At 72.5% G+C, this 20,149-nt stretch carries 23 protein-coding genes and 1 riboswitch; of the genes, 8 read left to right on the forward strand and 15 right to left on the reverse strand.

Annotated features, from left to right (window positions below; genetic code table 11):
* The 3 genes from HLB15_RS00125 to HLB15_RS00135 form a co-directional block, all read right to left on the reverse strand.
* On the reverse strand, nucleotides 1–1,245 hold the full coding sequence (locus tag HLB15_RS00125) for an extracellular solute-binding protein (RefSeq protein ID WP_171102479.1): 1,245 nt from the start codon (nucleotides 1,243–1,245) through the stop codon (nucleotides 1–3).
* Between the two features lie 189 nt (nucleotides 1,246–1,434).
* Nucleotides 1,435–2,280, reverse strand: coding sequence for a hypothetical protein (locus HLB15_RS00130; RefSeq protein ID WP_171102482.1), 846 nt, complete (start codon nucleotides 2,278–2,280; stop codon nucleotides 1,435–1,437).
* A 155-nt stretch (nucleotides 2,281–2,435) separates the two neighbouring features.
* Nucleotides 2,436–2,654 (reverse strand): hypothetical protein, encoded by a 219-nt coding sequence (locus HLB15_RS00135; protein WP_171102483.1) that lies wholly within the window; start codon nucleotides 2,652–2,654, stop codon nucleotides 2,436–2,438.
* 204 nt (nucleotides 2,655–2,858) lie between these two features.
* Between HLB15_RS00135 and HLB15_RS00140 the strand changes: the two genes are divergently transcribed.
* Entirely contained in the window at nucleotides 2,859–3,674 is an 816-nt protein-coding gene (locus HLB15_RS00140) for a 2-phosphosulfolactate phosphatase (RefSeq protein WP_171102485.1), read from the forward strand.
* Here HLB15_RS00140 and HLB15_RS00145 read toward each other — a convergent pair.
* The 6 genes from HLB15_RS00145 to HLB15_RS00170 all read right to left on the reverse strand — a co-directional run bounded on the left by HLB15_RS00145 (nucleotide 3,671) and on the right by HLB15_RS00170 (nucleotide 10,493).
* On the reverse strand, nucleotides 3,671–4,111 hold the full coding sequence (locus tag HLB15_RS00145; protein WP_171102487.1) for a (deoxy)nucleoside triphosphate pyrophosphohydrolase: 441 nt from the start codon (nucleotides 4,109–4,111) through the stop codon (nucleotides 3,671–3,673). The genes HLB15_RS00140 and HLB15_RS00145 overlap by 4 nt on opposite strands.
* A gap of 111 nt (nucleotides 4,112–4,222) precedes the next feature.
* Nucleotides 4,223–4,447 carry a helix-turn-helix domain-containing protein gene (locus HLB15_RS00150; RefSeq protein WP_171102489.1) on the reverse strand — a complete coding sequence of 75 codons (225 nt, stop codon included), beginning with the start codon at nucleotides 4,445–4,447 and terminating at the stop codon, nucleotides 4,223–4,225.
* 226 nt (nucleotides 4,448–4,673) lie between these two features.
* Nucleotides 4,674–5,045, reverse strand: a complete 372-nt coding sequence (gcvH, locus tag HLB15_RS00155) for a glycine cleavage system protein GcvH (protein WP_171102492.1) — start codon at nucleotides 5,043–5,045, stop codon at nucleotides 4,674–4,676.
* 48 nt (nucleotides 5,046–5,093) lie between these two features.
* Nucleotides 5,094–6,272 carry a glycine cleavage system aminomethyltransferase GcvT gene (gene gcvT / locus HLB15_RS00160; RefSeq protein WP_171102628.1) on the reverse strand — a complete coding sequence of 393 codons (1,179 nt, stop codon included), beginning with the start codon at nucleotides 6,270–6,272 and terminating at the stop codon, nucleotides 5,094–5,096.
* The gene (gene gcvP, locus HLB15_RS00165; protein WP_212759319.1) at nucleotides 6,272–9,241 is read right to left on the reverse strand and encodes an aminomethyl-transferring glycine dehydrogenase; all 2,970 of its coding nucleotides are present in this window, start codon (nucleotides 9,239–9,241) and stop codon (nucleotides 6,272–6,274) included. The genes gcvT and gcvP overlap by 1 nt, the downstream gene beginning before the upstream one ends.
* A 123-nt stretch (nucleotides 9,242–9,364) precedes the next feature.
* Nucleotides 9,365–9,482, reverse strand: a riboswitch (glycine riboswitch).
* 105 nt (nucleotides 9,483–9,587) lie between these two features.
* The gene (locus tag HLB15_RS00170; protein WP_171102496.1) at nucleotides 9,588–10,493 is read right to left on the reverse strand and encodes a LysR family transcriptional regulator; all 906 of its coding nucleotides are present in this window, start codon (nucleotides 10,491–10,493) and stop codon (nucleotides 9,588–9,590) included.
* Nucleotides 10,494–10,685: 192 nt separating this feature from the next.
* On the opposite strand from HLB15_RS00170, the gene HLB15_RS00175 reads away from it, so the two are divergent.
* Together HLB15_RS00175 and HLB15_RS00180 are read left to right on the forward strand one after the other, a co-directional pair.
* Nucleotides 10,686–11,051 (forward strand): CBU_0592 family membrane protein, encoded by a 366-nt coding sequence (locus tag HLB15_RS00175; protein WP_189086872.1) that lies wholly within the window; start codon nucleotides 10,686–10,688, stop codon nucleotides 11,049–11,051.
* A gap of 42 nt (nucleotides 11,052–11,093) precedes the next feature.
* The gene (locus HLB15_RS00180; protein ID WP_171102499.1) at nucleotides 11,094–11,396 is read left to right on the forward strand and encodes a VOC family protein; all 303 of its coding nucleotides are present in this window, start codon (nucleotides 11,094–11,096) and stop codon (nucleotides 11,394–11,396) included.
* A gap of 17 nt (nucleotides 11,397–11,413) precedes the next feature.
* Here HLB15_RS00180 and HLB15_RS00185 read toward each other — a convergent pair whose 3' ends face one another.
* The 3 genes from HLB15_RS00185 to HLB15_RS00195 all read right to left on the reverse strand — a co-directional run bounded on the left by HLB15_RS00185 (nucleotide 11,414) and on the right by HLB15_RS00195 (nucleotide 13,449).
* Nucleotides 11,414–12,265 carry an endonuclease/exonuclease/phosphatase family protein gene (locus HLB15_RS00185; RefSeq protein WP_229784918.1) on the reverse strand — a complete coding sequence of 284 codons (852 nt, stop codon included), beginning with the start codon at nucleotides 12,263–12,265 and terminating at the stop codon, nucleotides 11,414–11,416.
* Entirely contained in the window at nucleotides 12,262–12,663 is a 402-nt protein-coding gene (locus tag HLB15_RS00190) for a DUF6766 family protein (protein ID WP_171102501.1), read from the reverse strand. Before HLB15_RS00190 ends, HLB15_RS00185 begins: the two co-directional genes overlap by 4 nt.
* Before the next feature lie 99 nt (nucleotides 12,664–12,762).
* Nucleotides 12,763–13,449 (reverse strand): PAS and ANTAR domain-containing protein, encoded by a 687-nt coding sequence (locus HLB15_RS00195; protein WP_171102503.1) that lies wholly within the window; start codon nucleotides 13,447–13,449, stop codon nucleotides 12,763–12,765.
* A 134-nt stretch (nucleotides 13,450–13,583) separates the two neighbouring features.
* Here HLB15_RS00195 and HLB15_RS00200 point away from each other — a divergent pair, with 134 nt between their 5' ends.
* A complete protein-coding gene (locus HLB15_RS00200) occupies nucleotides 13,584–14,444 on the forward strand; it encodes an SDR family oxidoreductase (RefSeq protein WP_171102506.1) in 861 nt (286 codons plus the stop codon).
* Between the two features lie 100 nt (nucleotides 14,445–14,544).
* On the opposite strand, the gene HLB15_RS00205 is transcribed toward HLB15_RS00200, so the two are convergent.
* Nucleotides 14,545–16,125 (reverse strand): hypothetical protein, encoded by a 1,581-nt coding sequence (locus HLB15_RS00205; RefSeq protein ID WP_171102508.1) that lies wholly within the window; start codon nucleotides 16,123–16,125, stop codon nucleotides 14,545–14,547.
* Nucleotides 16,126–16,278: 153 nt separating this feature from the next.
* Between HLB15_RS00205 and HLB15_RS00210 the strand changes: the two genes are divergently transcribed.
* On the forward strand, nucleotides 16,279–16,743 hold the full coding sequence (locus HLB15_RS00210) for a DUF6328 family protein (RefSeq protein ID WP_171102510.1): 465 nt from the start codon (nucleotides 16,279–16,281) through the stop codon (nucleotides 16,741–16,743).
* Here the strand turns inward: HLB15_RS00210 and HLB15_RS00215 are convergent, their stop codons facing one another.
* On the reverse strand, nucleotides 16,744–17,913 hold the full coding sequence (locus tag HLB15_RS00215; protein ID WP_171102512.1) for a pyridoxal phosphate-dependent aminotransferase: 1,170 nt from the start codon (nucleotides 17,911–17,913) through the stop codon (nucleotides 16,744–16,746).
* A 189-nt stretch (nucleotides 17,914–18,102) separates the two neighbouring features.
* Here HLB15_RS00215 and HLB15_RS00220 point away from each other — a divergent pair, with 189 nt between their 5' ends.
* The 3 genes from HLB15_RS00220 (at nucleotide 18,103) to HLB15_RS00230 (ending at nucleotide 19,754) form a co-directional block, all read left to right on the forward strand.
* Nucleotides 18,103–18,645, forward strand: coding sequence for a nucleotidyltransferase domain-containing protein (locus tag HLB15_RS00220; RefSeq protein ID WP_171102514.1), 543 nt, complete (start codon nucleotides 18,103–18,105; stop codon nucleotides 18,643–18,645).
* 86 nt (nucleotides 18,646–18,731) lie between these two features.
* Nucleotides 18,732–19,055 carry a hypothetical protein gene (locus HLB15_RS00225; RefSeq protein WP_171102516.1) on the forward strand — a complete coding sequence of 108 codons (324 nt, stop codon included), beginning with the start codon at nucleotides 18,732–18,734 and terminating at the stop codon, nucleotides 19,053–19,055.
* Nucleotides 19,056–19,115: 60 nt separating this feature from the next.
* Entirely contained in the window at nucleotides 19,116–19,754 is a 639-nt protein-coding gene (locus tag HLB15_RS00230; protein WP_171102519.1) for a DnaJ family domain-containing protein, read from the forward strand.
* Nucleotides 19,755–19,760: 6 nt separating this feature from the next.
* Here the strand turns inward: HLB15_RS00230 and HLB15_RS00235 are convergent, their stop codons facing one another.
* The gene (locus HLB15_RS00235) at nucleotides 19,761–20,054 is read right to left on the reverse strand and encodes a hypothetical protein (RefSeq protein ID WP_171102521.1); all 294 of its coding nucleotides are present in this window, start codon (nucleotides 20,052–20,054) and stop codon (nucleotides 19,761–19,763) included.
* Between the last annotated feature and the right edge of the window lie 95 nt (nucleotides 20,055–20,149).

A 20,149-nucleotide genomic window follows, 5' to 3' on the forward strand; every position in this document is an offset into this window, starting at 1 on the left:
TCAGCCCGCGTCGACCTGCGCCTGGATGTCCGCCAGGACGTCCTCAGCCGACTTGTCGCTGTCGAGCTGGCCGAAGAGCGCCTTGAACGCGGAGTCCGTGGCCTGCCAGTCCGGGTTGGTCGTCGGGTAGAACTGCGCGTCCGGCAGCACCTCGAGGAACGGCGCGAGCGCCTCCTCGTCGGCCAGCTCCTCGGAGCCGGACAGGGTGGTGGGCAGGAAGCCCTCGGCCTGGACCCACGGCACGTACACCTCGGGCGAGTAGAAGTAGTCGAGGAAGGCGGTGATCGCCTCCTGCTTGTCGCCGTCGTTCTGGAACGCCATGAGGTGGTCCGCCACGCCGAGCGTGAACGGCGAGCCGTCCTCGGTGGGGATGGGGTGGACGGAGTACTCGAGGTCGGGGTTGTCGGACTCGATCTGGCCGACGGTCGGCGGGAGGCCGACCTGCATGCCGATCTTGCCCTGGACGAAGATGTCCATGAGCGGGCTGCGGTCCGTCGCGCCGGCGTCCGCCTGCGTCGCGCCCTCGTCGATCATGGTCTTGATGAACTCGGCGCCCGGAAGGTTTTCCGGTGCGTCCACGGTGATCGCGTCGGCGTCGCCGAAGGAGCCGCCACCGCCCCACAGCCAGACGGCCGCCTCGGCCTGGGCCTCCTCCGAGCCGAGCGGCATGCCGTAGCCGGCCACGCCGCCACCGAGCTCCGAGACCTTCTTGGCGGACTCGAGCAGCTCGTCCCACGTGGTCGGCACGTCGGCGCCGGCCTCCTCGAGCAGCGCGTCGTTGACGAACAGCGCACGGGCGGACGCGATGAACGGCAGGCCGTAGACGGTGTCGCCGACCTGGGCGTTCTCGAGGAACGTGGGCTGGAAGTCCGCGAGGGTGTCCTCGGACACGACCTCCTCGGCCGGGTACAGGAGCTCGTCCTCGGCAAAGCCCGCGAAGGGGCCGCCGTTGTAGATGTCCGGTGCGTCGCCGCCCTGGATCTTGGTCGCGATGACCGACTCGAGGTTGTCCCAGGACTCGACCTGGAGGTTGACGTCGATGTCCGGGTTCTCCTCCTCGAACCCGGCGATCACGTCGTTCCACAGGCCCTGCGTGGCGTCGGAGTAGCTGGGGACGAGCAGGTCGAGGGTCGTGCCCCCGCCGCTCTCCTCACCGGACGACCCGCCGAAACCGCAGGCTGTGAGTCCCGTTGCCGTCGCCAGCGTGATCGCCATGATCCCGCCGAGCCTCTTGTACTGGGCCATGACCGTGCCTCTCCTTCGTGGTGGTGCTGGTCACGTTTTCATCGGGCCGCGCAATCTGTCAATGGTTCTAACAAACCTGTGACCTCCGGGTGACACGCCGGTCATCCAGCCCCTCGGGGGCGCTCCTGGGCCGCCTCCGGGGTAGCAGGAAGGGCCGCGGTACGCAGCCGCGGCCCTTCCGGGCGCCGGTCAGCAGCCGCAGAGCTCGGGCAGCCAGCCCGTCGACCTCGCGTACCGCGCCGTGCCCGGGTAGGTGACCTTCCAGTACCCCGGGCGCGTGGTGACGTCGGTCGAGATCCGGCCGTCCCGGATGGTGAGGTCCCGGACGAACTTCGCGGGCTTGTCACCCCACGGGCCGTCCGGGTCGGCGGAGAGGATGGCCCGTCCCGAGCGGATGGTCAGCCACGAGATCGAGCCGTCGTCCGCTACGCGGAGCACCCGCGCCCTGGCGGTGATCCGCGCGGGTCGCCCGTCCTTCGCGTCCGTCGAGATCGTGGCGTCGACGGAGACGGCGCGCTTGAACTGGACCCGCTGGGCCTCGTCGACGTCGATCACGTGCCGCACCCGCGTGCCGTCCGCCTTGCGGATCACGGTGAACACCTCGACGCCGACCCGGTACGTGCCCGGCGCGATGGTCCCGGTGAAGTTGATGGCGCCGTGCCGCGCCATCCGCGTGCTGCTGGTGCGATCGAGCACCACCGTGCGCTTGCGCACCGGCGTGCGGTCGATCTTCTGGAGCGTGACCTGGACCTCGGAACCCAGCATCGTGCCGCCGGAGGCCTCGAGGATCACGGTGTACCCGAACCGGGCGGGGTCGAGCTTCTGCCGCTTCACGTCGCCGGTGATGGTCGCGCCCGACGCGGACAACGACGTCCGCACGGTGGTGCCCTGGGACCTTTGGACGTCGACCACCGGGGTGGCCTGCGCCGACGGCGCCACGACCAGGCCGCCGGCCAGGAGGGCCGCCGAGGTGGCCAGCGCCACCAGCCCGCGACGGAGGGAGGAGGAGGTACGCGTGGTGCTGTGCTGAGACATCGCGGTGTTCCCGTCTGTGTGAGATGCCTGCCCGGCGCGAGCGCGTCGCTCGCCGTGGGCCTTCACGCATCAGTACGGACGGGTGCCGGCGATCGTTGTGGGTGAAGAAAGAGGGCCGCGGCACCTCGGTGCCACGGCCCTCTCGTCCCCGCGGGTCAGCGCTCCGTGGCGCCGATCATCGGCAGGCCGAACGACAGGCCGACCACGAGGATGCCGCCCACGAACAGGTACGGCGACGCCGCGCCGGCGTCGGACCCCCCTGCACCGATCAGGACGATCCCGGCCAGGAACAGCACCAGGCACAGGATCGCGCGAACCAGCAGAGTCGCCGTGGGCTCCTGCTTCTGCCTGCGGGCCACCTCGAAGTTGCTCATGAGCCCAATCTACCGGGCGATCCGCGGCGAGGCGGGGGGCGATCTCCGGGTGACTTCCCACCGGCCCGGACAGTCCCCGACCAGGCACGGGACACCCCCGAACTGCACAGACGCGCGGATAGGTGGAGCACACCTGACGAGTTCCGCAATCTTGTTCGCTGAGCGCGAAACAGGGGCGCGTCCGGGTGACACTACGATGCCTGCGTGGCAAACACGTCCCCCGCCTTCGACCAGCGTCCTGCCCGTGTGCGCACGGACTGGGGCATCTCCGGCGCGCTCGCCCTCACTGCCGCCGACGCACGCTCGTCGCTGGTGGTCATCGTGGACGTGCTCTCCTTCTCGACCACGGTGACCGTGGCCTGCGAACAGGGGGCCGGGGTCTACCCGTTCCCGTACCACGACCCGGCCGGCGCGGCCCGGCTGGCCCGCACGATGCGCGCGGCCCTCGCCGGCCCGCGGTGGGAGGACGGCATCAGCATCTCCCCCGCCTCGTTGCAGGACCTGGACGCCGAGCGGCTCGTGCTCCCCTCGCCCGGCGCGGCCCAGATCTGCCACACCATCGCCAGCCGCGGCGCGCTCATCGTCGCGGGCAGCCTGCGCAACGCCAAGGCCGTGGCCGGCCTCGCCGCCGCGCACCTCGACGCGAACGAGCGGCACGACGTCGTGCTGGTCCCCGTGGGCGAGCACTGGCCGGACGACACGCTGCGCCCCGCGCTCGAGGACCACCTGGCGGTCGGCGCCATCGCGGCCCGCCTCATGGCCATGCTGCCGGGCATGAGCATCTCGCCCGAGACCGCGGCGGCCGCGACCCTGTGGAAGGGCACGAAGGACGTCGCCGACCACGTGGGCGGCTCCGCGAGCGGACGTGAGCTGCTGGACTCCGGGTTCGCCGACGACGTCACGATCGCCACCGATCTCGACGCCACCGACGTGGTGCCCGTCCTCATGGACGGCGCCTTCGTGCCGCTCGGCCGGCGGGCCGCGGCGGCCCGCAACCGGCTCTCGGCGGGCTCCCGCTAACCGGTCACCGCCCGGCCGCCGGCGAGGTGCCGGGCCAGGGCCGCCACGATCGGCACGTCGCCGTCCAGCCACGGCACGTCGTCGAGCTCGTCCGCGGCGAGCCAGCGCAGCTCGTCGTGGTCCTCGAGCGGCGCGGGCGTCCCGTCGACCAGGCTCGCGAACCACACGCGCATGCGGTGCGTCGCCGTGATCGGCCACGCCGCCCCCTCGGGTGCGATGAGCTCCGCGCCGAGGGCGACGGTCACCCCCAGCTCCTCCGCGAGCTCGCGGTGCAGCGCGGCGTGCCGCTCCTCACCCGGCTCCACCTTGCCGCCGGGCAGCTCCCAGCGACCCGCGAGCGCCGCAGGGGCCGAGCGACGGGCGGCCAGGAGCCGGGTGGGCCGGTCGAGATGGTCGACGATCGCCGCGGCGACCACGTCGACGGTGCGCGTCTGCATGCCGAGCAGTCTCGCACCCGGCGGGATCCCCCGGACACAGCACGACGACGGCACCTCTGGGGAGGGCGCCGTCGTCGTGGGACTGTCCCGCCGGGGCGGGGCTCACCGGGCTCAGTCGGCGAGCTGGTACTCCTGGGCCTTCGCGATGGCCTCCGCGCGCGAGGACACCCCGAGCTTGCGGTAGACACTGCGGACCTGGGTCTTCACGGTGTTGCGAGTGACGTACAGGCGACGAGCGATCTGCTCGAGGGTGGCGTCCTCACTGAGGTTCGCCAGGATCACCCGCTCACGGCGGGTGAGGGTCGGCACACGGTGGTCTAGGGTCATCGCGGTCATGATCGTTTCCTCCACACAGCGGCCGGTTCTGGGGTTCCGGCCTACGGTTGCTGCTATGGGGTAGAGCGCACTGCATGGAGTTCATGACGCGGTTCTCGACAGAAAACGTGACCGTTATCGTTTCGAGACCGAAAGAGGCCCGAGAGCGCGAGCGAGTGACGCGGAGTGGCGTTACTTTTCGCCGTTCCCGCGAGCTCCGGCGACGAACGCCGGAGCCCACGGCGGATCAGCTCCCGGCGTGCGCGGCGTACTCCTCGGCCGTGAGCAGCTCGCCCGCACCGGTCACCTCGACCTTGAACAGCCAGCCCTTGCCGTACGGGTCCTGGTTGACGATCTCGGGGTTGTCGACGGCCTCGGTGTTGACCTCGGCCACGGTGCCGCTGACCGGCGAGTAGAGCTCGGACACCGACTTGGTGGACTCGATCTCGCCCACCACCGAGCCGGCCTCGATCTGCGCGCCGACCTCGGGCAGCTCCAGGTAGACCACGTCACCCAGCGCCTCGGCGGCGACGTCGGTGACGCCGACGACGGCGGGCGTCGAGCCGTCCAGCCACTCGTGCTCGGTCGTGTACTTCAGGTTCGCGGGGAAGTCGGCCATCTCGGCTCCTCGTGGTTCAGGTGGTGGTGCGAAGGGGGAAGGACGGGTTCAGCTCTGGGGACGACGGTAGAACGGCACGGGCACGACGACGAACGGTTCGGCCCGCCCGCGCACGTCGACGGCGAGCTGCGTGCCCTCCGCCGAGACCTCCGGCGTCACGTACGCCAGGGCGATCGGGTGACCGAGCGTCGGGGACGGCGCGCCCGAGGTGACCGTGCCGACGGCCGCGCCGGGCCCGCCGTCCGCGGTCCGCTGCACGACGTCGTAGCCCGCGCGGGCCGGGCGCCTGCCCTCCCCGCGCAGCGCGACGAGCACGCGTGCGGGCGGCGACGCCTTGCGCGCCGCGAGGGCCTCACGGCCGACGAAGTCGACGGGCTCGCCGTCATCGGTGACCTTGTCGAGGCGCACGACGCGGCCGAGGCCCGCCTCGTAGGGCGTCGTGGTGGTGTCCAGCTCGTGGCCGTACAGCGGCATGCCGGCCTCGAGGCGCAGCGAGTCGCGCGCCGAGAGGCCCGCGGGCACGAGGCCGAACGGCTCGCCCGCCGCCAGCAGCGCGCGCCACAGGGACACGGCGTGCTCGGCGGGCACCCAGATCTCGAACCCGTCCTCGCCCGTGTACCCGGTGCGGCCGACGAGTACCGGGTCGCCGTCGAACCGCATGCCCAGGCACGCGTAGTACTTCAGCTCGTCGAACGCGGTGCCGCCGGCGAGCTCGGCGTCCTCGGCCAGGCCCGGCGTCGCACGGAGGATCTCGGCAGCCCGCGGGCCCTGCACGGCGATCAGCGCCTGGCCGGGCTGGATGTCCTCGAGCTTCACGTCGAAACCGGTGGTGCGCTCCTGGAACGCGGCGAGCACGACGGCCGCGTTGGCGGCGTTGGCGATCACCGAGTACACGCCGGGCGCCTTGTGGTAGACGATCAGGTCGTCCAGCACGCTGCCGTCCTCGGCACAGATCATCGAGTAGCGGGCGCCCCTGAGGCGCACCTTCGAGATCCAGCCGACGAGGGCGTGGTCGAGGAACGCCGCGGCGTCCGGCCCCGTCACCTCGATGTTGCCCATGTGGGAGAGGTCGAACAGACCGGCGGCCTCGCGCACGGCGCGGTGCTCTGCCAGGTCCGACGTGTACCGCAGCGGCATCAGCCAGCCGCCGAACGGCGTCATCGAGGCGCCGAGCGCCACGTGCTCGTCGTGGAGGGGGGTCGTCTTGTCGGTCACGGCAGGTCCCATCACTCGGCGAAGGCTTCGATCGGCGGGCAGGCGCACACCAGGTTGCGGTCGCCCTTGGCCCCGTCGATGCGGCGCACCGGGGGCCAGTACTTGGTGGCGCGCAGGCTCGCCACGGGGAACGCGGCCAGCTCGCGCGAGTAGGGCTTGTCCCACTCGTCGCCCAGCAGCGACGCCGCCGTGTGGGGGGCGTTGCGCAGCGGGTTGTCGTCCCGCGGCCACGTACCGGCGCCCACGGCGTCGATCTCGCCACGGATCGCGATCATCGCGTCGATGAACCGGTCGAGCTCCGCCAGGTCCTCCGACTCGGTGGGCTCCACCATGAGCGTGCCCGGCACGGGGAAGGCCAGCGTCGGGGCGTGGAAGCCGTAGTCCATGAGCCGCTTGGAGACGTCCTCCGCCGTCACACCGGTCTCGGCGGTGATCTGGCGCAGGTCGAGGATGCACTCGTGCGCCACCAGGCCGTTCGGCCCGGTGTAGAGCACGGGGAAGTGCGGGTCGAGGCGGCTGGCCACGTAGTTGGCGGTCAGGACGGCGGCCTTGGTGGCCTCGGTCAGCCCGTCCGGCCCCATGAGCGCCACGTAGGCGTACGAGATCGGCAGGATGCCGGCCGAGCCGTGCCGCGTCGCCGACACCGGGGCGCCCGCTGCACCCGCGCCCGCCCCCGTGAGGCCGGGCGTCGGGTCGCCGGGCAGGAACGGCACCAGGTGCTCGGCCACCGCGACCGGCCCGACGCCGGGACCGCCGCCGCCGTGCGGGATGCAGAACGTCTTGTGCAGGTTGAGGTGCGAGACGTCACCGCCGAACTCGCCGGGCCGGGCGAGGCCGACCAGGGCGTTGAGGTTCGCACCGTCGATGTACACCTGGCCGCCCGCCTCGTGCACGAGGTCGCACACCTCGCGCACGTGCTCCTCGTAGACGCCGTGCGTCGAGGGGTAGGTGATCATGATCCCCGCGACCTGGGCACCGTGCTCGGCCAGCTTGGCGCGCAGGTCGTCGAGCAGGATCGCGCCGTCGTCGGCCGTCGCCACCACGACGACGCGCAGGCCCGCGAGCGCCGCCGACGCCGCGTTGGTGCCGTGCGCCGAGGCGGGGATGAGCACGATGTCGCGGTGCTGCTCGCCGCGCGAGGCGTGGTAGCCCTTGATCGCGAGCAGGCCGGCGAACTCGCCCTGGCTGCCCGCGTTCGGCTGGAGCGAGACCGCGGCGTAGCCGGTGATCTCGGCGAGCTGGGCCTCCAGGGCGGAGACGAGCTCGGCGTAACCCTGCGTCTGGTCGGCGGGGGCGTAGGGGTGGATGTCCGCGAAGCCGGGCCAGGAGATGGCCTCCATCTCGGCGGTCGCGTTGAGCTTCATGGTGCACGAGCCGAGGGGGATCATCGTGCGGTCGAGCGCGAGGTCCTTGTCGGAGAGCCTGCGCAGGTAGCGCAGCATGCTCGTCTCGGAGCGGTGGCTGTGGAAGATCGGGTGGGTGAGGTACCCGGTCGTGCGGACGAGCTCGGCGGGCAGCTCCGCCGCCGCGCCGTCGACGGTGGGCGCGGCGTCGAGGCCGAGCACGCGGAGCACGGTGGCCGCGACCGTCTCGACGTCGGCGGGCGTGGTGGTCTCGTCGGTGCTGACCTGCACGTGGTCGGCGTCGGGCACGTAGAGGTTGTAGCCGGCGTCGGCGGCGGCGCGGGCGATCTCCTGCGCCCGGCCGGGCACGGCGAGCCGCACGGTGTCGAAGAAGGTGTCGTGCTCGACCGTGACGCCCGCGGTCCGCAGGGCCGCCGCGAGGGTCACGGCGCGGGTGCGCACGCGCTCGGCGATCGCCCGCAGGCCCTCGGGCCCGTGGTAGACGGCGTACATGCTCGCCACGATCGCCAGCAGCGCCTGGGCGGTGCAGATGTTGCTGGTCGCCTTCTCGCGGCGGATGTGCTGCTCACGGGTCGCGAGCGCGAGGCGGTACCCGGCGGCGCCGTCGACGTCGATGGAGACGCCGACGAGACGGCCGGGGAGCTGGCGCTCCAGTCCCTTGCGCACCGCCATGTAGGCGGCGTGCGGGCCACCGAAGAACAGCGGGACGCCGAAACGCTGGGCCGAGCCCACGGAGATGTCGGCGCCGAGCTCGCCCGGGCTGACCAGGAGCGTGAGCGCGAGCAAATCGGTCGCGACGGTGACGAGCGCCCCGGCCTCCTTGGCCTCCGCGACCACGCCGCGCGCGTCGAGGACCCGGCCGGACGCGCCGGCCTGCTGGATCACGACGCCGACGAGGGGGCCCGCGGGCAGCTCCGTGCCGCCGTCGACCGCGGCGTCGAGACCTGCCTGGAGGCCGTCGGTGAGGTCGGCGACGACGACGGGCAGCCCGATGGCCTCGGCGCGCCCGCGCGCGACGGCGAGCGACTGGCCGAACAGGTCGGCGTCGAGGACGACGTAACCCTCCGTGGCCCGCGACGCGCGCCACATGAGGGCCACGGCCTCGGCGACGGCGCTGGCCTCGTCGAGCAGCGACGCGTTCGCGATCTCGAGGCCCGTGAGGTCCTCGACCGCGGTCTGGAAGTTGAGGAGCGCCTCGAGCCGGCCCTGGCTGATCTCGGGCTGGTACGGCGTGTAGGCCGTGTACCAGGCGGGCGACTCCAGCACGTTGCGGCGGATGACGGCCGGCGTGTGCGTGCCGTAGAAGCCCTGGCCGATCATCTGCGTCTTGACCTGGTTCCGCGCCGCGAGCTCGCGCAGGTGGGCGAGCACCTCCGGCTCGGTGCGGGCGGCCGGCAGGTCCAGCGGAGCCTGGGTGCGGATCGCCTTGGGGACCGCGCGGTCCACCAGGGTGTCCATGGTGTCGATGCCGAGCTGGTCCAGCATGGTGCGGACCTCACGGCCGCGCGGACCGAGGTGCCGGTCGGCGAAGACGTCGGGGTTGTGGGGCGTGCTCACGGCGTGCTCCTGGCTGTCCGAGGGCGTGGGGACGACTGCGGTCCCTCCCCGCTCTGTCATCGGACGCGGACGTCGACCTGAGAGTTTTGCCGGTCCGCCTTCCCTCGCGGGACGGGGCGCGCCGGCTTGCACCGTCGGTGGAGCCCCCTGCCCGACGGCGGGCGGCTCGCTTTCCAGAGTTGCCTCACCGTGGCGGTACCTGGGGCCTGAGAGATTCCCGGGGAGGGGTTTGCTCCTTCGGCGCCGGACCCTGCGTCGTCCTCGGACGGCGGCGCGGGCCGGACTCTCCCGTCGCGGCTGATGGCGGCGTGTTCGGTTGTGGGTCGTGCTGTGCTGGGACCCAGCCTACTGTGACGCGGGCCGCGGCCCTGCCGGGCGGGCGTGATCGGACTGCGCGGCCGCACGGCTAGCCCAGGTCGATCTCGCGCGCCGCCGTCACCATCTCGTCGACCACCGCACGGACGATGGGTCCCGGCTCGTGCCGGTTCTGCCGGTGCCGCACCACGAGCCGGCGCGAGCCGAGCCCGGCGAGCGAGACGACGGCGACGCTGTCGGGCACGTCCTGCTGGAGCGCGAGCGCCGGCAGCATCGCGACGCCCTGGCCTGCGGCGACGAGCGCGATCGCGGTGTCGAAGTCCTTGTACGCGTGCCGCATCTCGAAGGTCGTGCCGAGCTGGGCCGCGAGCCGGTTGGTCGCGCGCTCGGCCGCGGAGCCGGCCTGCGGTCCGACCCACGCGAGGTTGGCGAGGTCGTCGAGCCGCTCGGGCTCCGGCAGACCGGTCGGCACGACGATGCGCCACGGCTCGTCGAGCAGCGGGACGTCGTGGGCGCCGCGCGGGGCCGGGGCGTCGACCTCGACGTCGCGCTCGAGCACGACCGCGTCGAGGTCGCCCGCACGCAGCTTGCGCACCGAGTCCACGGGGTCGTACTCCTGCACGTCGACCTCGATGTGCGGGTGGCGCTCGGCCAGCGAGACGAGCACCGGGGCGATGACGGTGCGGATCGCTGTCTGGATGGAGCCGACGGAGACGCGGCCCGTGAGCTCACCCTCGAGCGCTGCGACCGCCTGCCGCGCCTGGACCAGCTCGTCCTCGATGCGCTCGGCGGCCTCGGCCAGCACCCGGCCGGCCGGGGTGAGGGTCACGCCGCGCGGCCCGCGGTCCAGCACGTCGACCCCTTCCTCCGCCTCCAGCCGGGCGATCTGCTGCGACACCGCCGAGGGCGTCACCCGCAGCAGGTCGGCGGCCGCGAGCACGCCGCCCGCACGGTGGACGGCAAGGAGAAAAGCGAGTCGTCGGGGGTCGGTGGCCATGAAGCGATGCTACATCCCGGAGTCACGAACATTCGATTGTGCTGAACGCAGATCTGTCTCATCATTGAGGGGTCGGTGGTGGAGCTCGCTCCAAACCACGACGCCCCCCACCCTTGTCACGGATGATCCCGGCCCTCGACCTCCGGGTCATCCTCGAATCGTTTCGATCCTACGTTCTCAGGAGTACCTGCCATGTCCCTCATGATGGTCGTCACCGTCCTCGGCTGGTTCGGCGCGCTCGCCGGGCTCGTGGCATATGCCATGGTCAGCCGTGGACGCTGGAGCGCCGACTCGCTGGCGTTCCAGTGCACCAACGTGGTGGCGGCGGGGACCCTGCTCACGGTGGCCGCGGTGAACGGCATCTGGCCGTCCGCCGCGTCGAACGTCGCCGCCATCGTGATCGGCGCGAACGCGCTCTTCACCGTGGTCCGCGGCAAGCGCCGTGCCGTGGACGAGGCAGCCGCGCTCACCGTGGTCGAGACCGAGACCGAGACCGAGCCGACCCCGGTGGCCGAGACCGCCGTCGTGCCGCAGCGGGTCTACGCCGAGGCCGCCTGACGGGTCCCGCATCCGCCCCGACCCTTGCGAGTCGGGGCGGATGTGCTGCGCTGGAGGCATGACTCCCCGCCTCCGCTCCGTCGTGCTCGACACCACCGACGCCCGCGCCCTCGCCGAGTTCTACCGCCGGCTCCTCGGCCTCGGGTACCGCGAGGGCGACGCCCCGCCGCCCGACGGCGAGCCCTCGACACCTCCGTGCCCGACGCCGCCGCGCTGACCGCCGCCCGCGACCGCGCGCTCGAGCTCGGCGCGACCCAGCTCCACGACCGGTTCGACGACCCGGAGGAGCCTCTCTACGTCCTCGCCGACCCGGACGGCCACCCGTTCTGCATCTTCGTGGCCTGAGCCGGCGCGGCCGGGCGTCAGCCCGCGACCGGCAGGTCCGCGACCAGGGCGCGGTGGTCCGAGACGCCCGTGTCGACCGCACGGCCCGTCGCCGCGCCGAACCGAGCCGGCCCCGCGCCCTCGTCCAGCAGGATGTGGTCGATCTGGAACCGCGGCGCGTGCCGGGGAAAGGTGTCGTCGGTCGCGAGCGGGCGCCACCCCGTGTCCTCGGCGGGCAGCGGCGCGCGCAGGTTGAGGTCACCGAGCAGCACCAGCGGCCGCGAGAGCGTCGAGACCCAGTACCGCAGGCGGTCGAGCTGGTGCACCCCGTGCGGCGTGCCGGCCGGACCGCTCCGGTACCCCGCCATCCGGCGGGCGAGCGTGCGCACCCGGCTCGCCGCCGGGTACCGGTACACGCTCAGGTGCGTACCGACGACGGTGAGCGGCCCCGACGGTGCGTCGACCAGGGCCGCGAGCGCCACCCGCGGCTCGTCGGTGCCGAGCTGGACGCGCCCCCACACCCACGGTGTCGCCGGGGGCAGGAGCAGCGCGCGCCACGCGCGCACCGGGAACCGCGAGAGCAGGGCGACACCGTACCCGGGCGTACCGGGCGGCTCGGCGCTCCGCGCGCGGCGGCGGACCCCCGGCGAGCCGAACGGGCCGGTCAGCGCGTGGAGGAACCGGTGACCGGCGGCCCCCATCGCCTCGGCGCAGAGGCCTGCCTGGTCGGCGCCGCCCGACCGTGCCTGCCGCAGGTCGACCTCCTGCAGCGCGACCACGTCGGCGTCGAGCGCCGCGACGGCCGCCGCCAGGCGGTGGTTGTCCACGCGGCCGTCGGGTCCCAGACCGTGCTGGATGTTGAACGTCGCGATCCGCACCGACCGGCTCACTCGCTCTCCGCGAGCTTGCGGGTCTGCCGGTCGATGCCCACCGGGTCGATGCCACGCTCGCGCAGCAACGCGTCGACCTTCGCCTCGAGGCGCTGGTCCCCCTCACGCGACTGCGACGACCCCCAGAAGTAGAACAGCATGAGCCCGGCCGCCTGCCAGATGAGCTGGAGGAACTCGGACTGCCAGTTCTCGAAGGTCGAGGCGAGGAAGTCGGGCCAGTACTCCGCCCACGAGAACGTCCCGCCGTGGTCGCTCGCCTCGTTGGCGAAGCCGATCGCCTGGAAGACGAACTGCCCGACCCAGGACACGAGGAAGAACGCCCCGGTCACGAGCCCGAACGAGTAAGCCTTCCAGAACACCGGACGAGAGCGCTTCTCGTCCGTCTGCGCGTCGCTCATCGCACCTCCCGGGCACTCGGCCGGCACCCCCGCTCCGGGGCGCCTGACCACCAACCTAGGACGGCGGACGGCCGGTCGCCCGGCGGGCGACGCGGGCGCTCAGTCGTCGGCCGGCGGCTTCGGGTGGCGCAGGAACTCGTCGATCGCCTCGCGCGTCGGGAACACGGTGACGCCGGGCCCCGAGAACAGCTCGACCAGGGTCTGCGCGATGTGCCGCACGGCGATGTTGGCCGCGTTCGAGGCCTGTCGCAGCAGGTCGAACGCTGCTGCCTCCTCCACGCCGTAGACGACCATGAGCACGCCCTTGGCCTGCTCGATCACCGCGCGCTTCTCGGCCGACGCCTGGATCGAGGCCGTGGCCTCCCGTGCAGCCGCCTCGCGGTGCGAGTCCGTCACGTCGATGAAGTACCCGAAGAGCTCGACGACCTGGCCGGTCGCGGGGTCGCGCCGACCCTGGCCGGTGACGGCGAGGGTGCGCGTGGCGCCGTGCGCGTCGCGGATGCGGTGCACGGAGCTGAACGGGCGGCCGGTCTCGGCGGCACGCCGCAGGACGCCGCCGACGCGGGCGCGATCGTCCGGGTGCTTGTGGGAGAGCATGAGCGGGGTGGTGGGCACGATCTGGCCCGGCTCGAAGCCGTGCATCTCGTAGACCTCGTCCGACCAGGCCCACTCCCCCGTCGCCAGGTCGAGCCGGTAGCGGCCGACGGGCGGGCGGATGCCCCCGGCGAACACCTCTTCCAGGGCACCGTCGAACGTCCGCTCGGCGGGGGTGTGTCCGGAGTTCACGGGGCTCCTTCAGGGGTCACGTCGGTACAGGTGTTCCGAACAGTACGGGACATGCGACAGAACAGCGGCACGGCTAGCGTGGGCGGCAGGTCGAGAACTGGCCACGGACCTCGACATGCACCACGGAGGACCTCATGAGCCAGGACCAGCCTTTCCCCCCGCAGCAGCAGGAGGCGCCCGGTACGACCGATCGCATGATACCGAGTCCCGACCACGGTGAGGCGAGCTACGTCGGCAGCGAGAAGCTGGTCGGCCACAGGGCGTTGATCACAGGAGGCGACTCGGGCATCGGGCGAGCGGTCGCCATCGCGTTCGCCCGCGAGGGGGCCGACGTCGCCCTCTCCTACCTCCCCGAGGAGGAGCAGGACGCGCGGACGACGGCGGAGTGGGTCGAGCGGGCCGGCCGGCGCTGCGCGCTGCTGCCCGGTGACCTCCGGGACGAGGCGACGGCGCGCGGCGTCGCGCACCGTGCGGCGGGCGAGCTCGGGGGTCTCGACATCCTGGTGAACAACGCGGGCTACCAGATGGCACGGCGGGACTCCGTCGAGGACCTGACGACGGACGAGCTCGACCGGGTGCTCAAGACCAACCTGTACGCGCTGTTCTGGGTGACGCAGTCGGCCCTCGGCCATCTCGGCGAGGGAGCCTCGGTCATCAACGTCTCGTCGATCCAGGCGTACCAGCCGTCGAACGCGCTGCTCGACTACGCGGCGACCAAGGCGGCGATCAACAACCTCACCGTGAACCTCGCGGCGGAGCTCGGCCCGCGCGGCATCCGCGTGAACGCCGTCGCACCGGGCCCGATCTGGACGCCGCTGCAGCCCGCGACGCAGCCGGAGGAGAAGATCCCGTCCTTCGGCTCCGACACGCCGCTGGGCCGGGCGGGCCAGCCGGCCGAGGTGGCCCCGGCCTTCGTCTACCTGGCCTCGCCGGTCACGGCGTCCTACGTGTCGGGCACCGTGCTGGGCGTGACGGGCGGCAAACCGGTGTTCTGACGACAGAGGTCCGCCCCGGCCGGGCGGTCCGGCATGCTCCGTCAGCCGGCAGCATGCCCGATCGCCTGGTCGGGGCGGACCTCGTGGGTGGGGACGGGCGTCAGCCCACCGAGATGTTCACCTTCGCCTGCGACGACGCCTGGAGGTTGGTGCCCGGGTACTTCGCCGACCACGCCCCGGACCCGCTCGCCGTGACGTTGGTCGAGTAGGTGCCGGTCGAGCCCGTCTTGATCGTCTTCTTGAGGACCGGCTCGGCGGAGCCCGCCGGGTCGAACCAGATCTCGACCGTCGTGTTCGGCGCGGGCCGCTCCTGCGCCCCGCCGCCGCTGACGAGCTGCACCTTGCGCACCTCGCCGGACAGCTTGACCGTGCCGGGAGCGGGCAGCGACGTCTTCGACGCGGTGAGGGTCGTGCTGCTCGCCCGCTTGACCACGACCGTCGTCACGGTCGGGTCCTCGACCAGCACGTCGTGCGTGCAGCTGCTGGTGCCGCCCTCGAGGCCGTCCCAGACGGGCGCTCCGCACGCCTTCATCGCGTCCCGGACACCGATGTCGTAGACGCCGGCGGGCAGGGTCGCGTTGAAGGTGAGCGTCACGTGGCTCGTACCGATGCCCGCGTGCACGAGCTCGCGCTGCATGCGGTACCCGTTCGGGTAGTTGCCCTCGGCGCGCCGGCTCTCGGCGCTGACCCAGCCGGACCGGCCACCGATCGAGAAGTTCAGGCTCCCGACGTCGACCCGGCGGTGCACCGGCGCGAGCCCGACGACGACGTCGTGCGTGACCAGCCGGTCCCCCGCGGTGTAGCCGCCCTGCGACGCCTGCACCTGGCCCTGGCGCAGCGTCGTGGTGCGCTCGCGCTCGGCCGACGTGATGGTCCACACCGTCTTCGCGCCCGTGTCCGTCTGCGGCATCTCCGCACGCCACTTGCCCGAGGCGCCCGGCTTCTGGCGGCTCGTGAAGTACCCGCGCGCGTCGGTGGTGAGCGTGGCGCGCAGCGCCTCCGGCGCCGACCCGTCCGGGTCGAAGTACAGCTTGACCTGCTGGCCCGTCGCCGGCTCGTACTCCCCGGTGCCGAGGCTGCGCTGGTTGGCCGCACCGTGCACCTGGAGGTCCGCACCTGCGGGGGCGCTCGACGGCGACGTCCAGATCAGCGGGATGTTCCGCTGCGCCCGGAACGGCACCGTGATCGGCGTCTGGGTGCGGATCGGCACCTCGGTCACGCCGTCGTCGGTCGTGACGGCGACGGTCGCGTTCAGGCTCACGTCGTAGAGGCCCGGCGCGGCGTCCTCCGGGAGGGGCACCGTCGAGGTCCAGGTGTCGGGCGTGCCGGTCGCCACGAACTGCTCGCCCAGCAGCTCGCGACCGTCCGGGTCGACCATCGTGATCCGGCCCGACCTCATCTCCGACGACGTGCCGTCGTGCGTGATGGTCAGGGTCCCGGTGATGGAGCCGTTCACGGACGAGCCCGGCGGCAGCGAGATCTTCGCCGTCACCGCCGCGGCCGCCGTGCGCGCGCTCACGCTCGCCGTCGTCGACCCCGCGGGCGGGGCGGGTGCCACCGCCACGTCGGGCGACGCCGCCGTCGGCGGCGTCGCGGACATCCCGGGCGCCGCGGCGCCCGCCACCATCAGTGCTGCCCCGAGCGCCACGCCCAGCGACACCCGCATCCTTGCTCTCGTCACGTTGCAGCCCCCTCGTTCTCGGGGACCTCTGACCTGTCCCCGCCCTGCGCATGGTCACCCGGGGCACGGGGCACGGCCACGGGAGCGGGTGATAAGCGCGGGTGAATTTCGCGGGGCTCCCGGACCTTCCAGACAAGTTGAGACAATGAGACGGTGCACACCGACGATCGAGGCGAGTCACCGGCCCAGCGCGCGGACCGGAACTGGAACGAGCTGCTCCAGGAGCTGCGCGTCATGCAGACGGGTGTGCAGATCCTCACCGGCTTCCTGCTGACGCTGCCGTTCCAGTCACGCTTCGCCGACCTGGACGACTACCAGCGCACCGTGTACCTGGCCCTCGTGGTGACCTCCGTGCTCGCCACCGCCCTCATCGTCGCGCCCGTCAGCGTGCACCGGTCGCTGTTCCGGCAGCAGATGAAGCGCGCCATCGTCACGCTCGCCGACCGCCTGACCCGCATCGCGCTCGCCGTGCTCGCCGTGGTCATGGCCGGCGCGGCGCTGCTCGTGTTCGACGTCGTGGTCGGGCGCACGGCCGGCATCGTCGCGGGCTCCGGCGTGCTCGTCGGCCTGGCGGTCGTATGGGTGCTCCTGCCGGAGCTGCTGCGCCGTCGCGGCTGATCAGAGCGTCTTCTGCCAGGCGACGATCCGGTCGGCCGCGCGCGTCACGGTGTCCAGCGACGACGCGAACGACAACCGCACCCAGTCCGTGCCGTGCACGCCGTCGAAGTCGGTGCCCGGCGTGATCGCCACGTCGGCCTCCGCGAGCAGCCGCGCGCAGTAGGTGACGGAGTCCAGCCCGAAGGCCGAGACGTTCCCGTACAGGTAGAACGCGCCGTCGGCGGGTGCGACGGGCCGCCAGCCCAGCTCGTCGAGCCGGTTCAGCAGCAACGTGCGCGACGCCGCGTACCGCGCCACGTTCTCGGCGGCCGCCGCGTACCCCTCGGGAGTGAACGCCGCGATGCCCGCGTGCTGCGCCAGCGCGGGCGGGGAGAGCGCGACGTTGCCCGCCAGCGCGTCGACCGGCGCGACGAGCTCGTCGGGCAGCACGAGCCAGCCGAGCCGCCAGCCAGTCATGGCCCAGTACTTGGAGAAGGAGTTGACCACGACGGCGCCCTGCTCGGTGTACGTCGCCGCCGTCGCCTGCGCGACCTCGTCCGAGTAGGCGATGCCGTGGTAGATCTCGTCGCTGATCAGCCGCACGTCGTGGTCCTCGCACCAGGCCGCGATCGCCGCGAGCTCCGCGGGCGTGATCATCGTGCCCGTCGGGTTCGCGGGCGAGGCGACCATGACGCCGTCGAGCCCGCCGCCGTAGTACGCCTCCTCGAGCTGTGACACCGTCGGCTGGTAGCGCGTCTCCGGGCCGCAGTCGAGCTCGACCACCTCGCAGCCCAGCGCGGCGAGGATGTTCTTGTAGGCCGGGTAGCCGGGCCGGGCGAGCGCGACGCGGTCCCCGACGTCGAACGCCGCGAGGAACGCGAGCACGAACCCGCCGCTCGACCCCGTGGTCACGGCGATGCGCGCCGGGTCGACGTCGACGTCGTACCACCGCCGGTAGTGCCCGGCGATCTGCTCGCGCAGCGCGGGAACGCCCATCGCCTCCGTGTAGCCGAGGTTGCCGTCGCGCAGCAGGGCGACCGCCCGCTCGCGCACGACGTCGGACGCGCCGGTCGACGGCTCCCCCGCGCACAGGTTGAGCACGTCGGCCCCCGTGGCGCGGCGCGCGTTCGCCGCGGCGAGCACCTCCATGACGGCGAACGGTGGCACGTGGGACCGGCGCGAGACCTTCATGGGGCCATGATGGTCCACCCGTGCGCCCGGTGGCTGCCACCGTGCCCACAATAGTGTGTACGTGCGCATAATAGTGCGTGCCGCCCCGTCGAAAGGCAACAGACGATGGACTGGAACCACCCCGAGCGCGCCTTTGGATCGGGCCTTGAACCTGTGATCCTCCGCGTCCTCTGGCGGGCCGGGGTGCCGATGACCGGCAGCGAGGTGCACCGGGTCGCGGGCACGGGCTCCGCGAACGGCATCCGGTTGGGACTGTCACGGCTCGCGCGCCAGGGCGTGGTCGTGCCCGCCACCGTCGGTTCATCCGTGACGCACGAGCTCAACCGCGACCACCTCGCGTACGCCGCGATCGACGCGGCGTTCTCCGCCCTCAACCCGTGGGACGACTTCCGCTCGCGCGCGCGCAGGGTTGTGATGCACCATGTTCCTGACGATCCTCTATCTGTCTCGGTGGCGCTGTTCGGGTCCGTCGCGCGTGCAGAGTCCCGACTCGACTCCGACATCGACCTGGCAGTGGTCGTGCGCGACGCGGACGAGCGGGCACAGCATTTGGTCGACGACCTACGCCGCACCCTCGGCGCGGCAACCGGTCAGGAGATCCAGGTCTACCTGACCACGCCGGCCCGGTTGCGCGACGCCGTGCGCCTGGAGGACCCCATCGTCGAGTCCTTCCGCTCCGACGCCCGGGCCGTCTCCGGGCCGGACCTCCGCACGTACCTCCAGGAACACTGATGACTCCACGCCGTATGCCCCGGACCCGAGCCATGACCCGAGGTGACGTCCGTGTCCGCGCGGCGACGGCGCGCAAGTATCAGGAGGTGGGCGAGATGGTGCTCGGCGAGGACCCGGAGGAGCGTCAGGTCGCGGGCGGCCTGGCCGCACTCGCAGCCATCGCTGCGGCCGACGCCATCTGCGGTGCCCGGCTCGGTCGCTGTGCGACCGGTCAGGACCACGGGCAGGCCGAAGACCTCCTCGCCACGGTGAACCCGGGAGGGAAAGATCTTGCGCGGAAGTTCGCAAGGGTCCTCTCGGCGAAGTCCAGCGCCCACTACGGCACGACCTACCTGACCACGTCGGAGACCTTGACCATGGTCCGGTGCTCCCGTGCGCTCGTCGACGCCATCGAGGCCCACGTCGACTGAAGGTGGCCCAGCCGCCAAACCCCCTTCCCAGGCCGCTTGTGAAAGTCGTAACATGAACCGATGGCGCCGGTACCCCACGAGGACACCGAGAACGACCCGCTCCGCCGCGCCGCGCAGTACCGCGTGGACCGCGAGACGGCCAGGGAGCGGGACGGGAACGGTGCGCCCGAGCCCGAAGCAGACGGTGCGCAGGACGACGGCGACCGCGCGGAGGCCCAGCGCCCCGGCAGCATGACCCCCGAGGAGCGCGCGCGGTACGTCGACGTCGTCGTCGACCAGGCGATGCGGCGCGGCGAGTTCGACGACCTGCCGCTGCAGGGCAAGCCGATCCCCGGCCTGACCGGCACGTACGACCCCGACTGGTGGATCAAGGGCCTCATCGAGCGGGAGAACATCACCGGCGTGCTGCCGTCGGCGCAGCTCCGCAAGGAGTCCGCCGAGCTCGAGGGCCGGCTCGACCTCGAGCTGTCGGAGGAGCGGGTCCGGGAGATCCTCACCGACTTCAACGCCCGCGTCGTCGACGCGCGGCGTCAGCTGCAGGGTGGCCCGCCGGTCGTGACGCCGACGCGCGACGTCGACGACGAGGTCAGGAGGTGGCGGGAGCGCCGCGACGCCCGGCGCGCCGCTCGCGCGGCGGAGCAGACACCGCCCCGCGAGGAGCGCCGCTCCGGATCCCGCCCGTGGTGGCGGTTCTGGTGAGGGCGCTCAGAACCCGTACGTCGTCACGATGACGACGGCCGTGGCCAGCCAGTAGGGCACCGATCCCGCGGCGAGGCCCAGCCCGGCCGCCACCACCATGCGGGCCCACGACGCCCCGAACCGGGCGGCCGTCGCGCCGACTACCATGGCGAGGCAGCCCGTGATCGTCACGCCCTCCGCGGCACCCGGCGAGACGAGCATCCCGAACACGGCGGCCGCCAGCCCCACGACCACCTCGCGCCGTGCGAGGAACGGGCCGCCGCGGCGAGCCCGGTGGTGGGTCTGCTGGTGCGTCGTCATGGCACATCGCCCCTCGTGCCCTGCGTCGGTGCGGGCACCTCTCCTCCAGGATCGCACCGGGGCGCGCGGGTCGCCAGGCGCGCAGGACGGCCGCG

The organism is Promicromonospora citrea (assembly GCF_013004695.1).
Classification (GTDB): Bacteria; Actinomycetota; Actinomycetes; order Actinomycetales; family Cellulomonadaceae; genus Promicromonospora; species Promicromonospora citrea.